Annotated in this window: 1 protein-coding gene; it reads left to right on the top strand. The window is 62.8% G+C overall.

Translation table 11 applies throughout. The annotated features are described in order from the left end of the window. A partial coding sequence (locus tag QCE49_RS33505; protein ID WP_309806854.1) for a type VI secretion system tip protein VgrG occupies positions 1-1,947 on the top strand: 1,947 nt, incomplete at both ends.

Raw genomic sequence — 1,947 nt, 5'->3', positions numbered from 1 at the left:
CGCCCTCGCGCGCTGGATCACGGGCAGGCAGAACTACTATCTCAAGGTGCGAGGCGCACCGCCGAGCGATGGCCTCTCGATCATCTCCGTCAAGGCGATCGAGCGGCTAGGCAGTCCGTATCACATCACGCTTGAACTGACCGCCAATGTGGAACTGGCGCGCGCCGACTATCTCGGGCACAACGCGACATTCAGCATCGAGCCGTTACCCGGCGACGGCACGCCGCGCGAGTGGAACGGCAACATCACGCGCTTCACACGAACTCGCAAGACGCGCGACTTCTGCGCGTATCGCGTCGTCGTCGAATCGCCGCTGGCTCGACTGCGCATCACCAAGCGCTCGCGCATCTATCAGAACAAGACCGTGCCCGAGATCATCGAGACGATCTTGCGCGATCACGATTTCCTCACGCATCAGTTCGCGTTCAAGCTGCGGCGCAAGTTTCCGAAGCTCGTCTTTCACATGCAGCACCAGCTATCGGACTGGGCGTTCATCCATCTGTTGATGCGTCAGGCGGGGCTGTTCTGTTACACGCGCCCCGGCGATTTCGGCGATCAGGTCATCTTCGCCGATGACATCGATGGATACGACTATTCGCTGCGGGCCAACGTGCTCTATCGCGAGACTTCAGGGCTGGAAACGGGCCACGAAGCGGTCTTGTCGTTGCAGCAGCAGAGTGTGACCGTCGCACAGTCGATCCGCGTTCGCGACTACAACCCCCTGCGTTCATGGGAGCCGATCGAAGCGCAAGTCAATCTCGCGCGCGACGATAAAACCACCTACGGACAGTCCTATACGTGGGGTAGCCGCCATCTCGACGCCGACGCCGCCAAGTTCGAAGCGCAACTGCGGCACGAAGAAGCGCTGTCCGGACAGATTCGTTTTGACGGCAAGAGCACGGTGTCGGCGTTCTGTCCGGGGCTGGTGGTGCGGCTCGACGAGAAGCTGCCCGATGCGCCGCATGGCATGGTGCTGTCCGAAGTGATCCACGAAGCCGGACGCGACAAGTCGTATCACAACACGTTCCGGGCCATTCCTGCCGAGCGCCCCTACCGGATTCTGATGCAGGAGCACTCGTGGCCGAAGATCGTCGGCACGCTGAGCGCGCGTGTTACCACGCGTGACGACAGCGATTACGCCGAGCTGGACGAGAACGGTCACTACACGGTGCGCTTCGACTTCGACACCGATCAATGGCCCAGAGGCGGCGAGAGCGTTCGCCTGCGGCTCGCGAAACCGTTCGCGGGCGCGAATCAGACGGGCTTTCACCTGCCGCTCCTACGCGATACCGAGGTCGGCATAGCCTTCGCGGGCGGCGATCCGCGGTGTCCTTATATCGCCCACGCTCACCACCACAGCCACGCGACCGACCTGATTCACGGCCGCAACGGATGGAACACGCGTAACACCATTCGCACCATCCGCAACAACAAGCTCAGGCTCGAAGACGCCGAGGGAAAGGAAGGCGTCAAGCTCGCCACCGAGTACGGCGGCAAGACGCAACTGAACCTGGGCTACATCGTCAACGCAGAACGGCAGAAGCGCGGCGAAGGCTATGAGCTTCGCTCCGATTCGTGGGGAGCACTTCGCGCCGGTAAGGGACTATTCCTTTCCGCCGATGCGCAGAAGACCGCGAGCGGTCAGACGCTCGACATGAGCGCGGCGCTCACGCAATTGCAGGCGGCGCAAGCACGCATGCAAAGCCTTTCCGATGCGGTCAACAAGGCCAAGGCCGTGGTCGCCGCGTGCGAGGCGCAGAAGTCGCTGCTGGAAACGCAACTCAAGGACTTGCAGCAGGCGGTCATCCTCGCATCCGCGCCGCATGGCGTTGCGCTCACGAGCGGCGAGCACATGCAACTGGCCGCGGGCGGGCATCTCTTCACCAGCACCGGCGGCAACGCCGACGCCGCGATCGGCGGCAATTACACCGTCGCGGCGGGCAATGC

Source organism: Caballeronia sp. LZ008 (genome assembly GCF_031451435.1).
Classification (GTDB): domain Bacteria; phylum Pseudomonadota; class Gammaproteobacteria; order Burkholderiales; family Burkholderiaceae; genus Caballeronia; species Caballeronia zhejiangensis.
The sequence above is the reverse complement of the archived record's forward strand: the minus strand, read 5'-3'. Positions and strand labels throughout refer to the sequence as shown.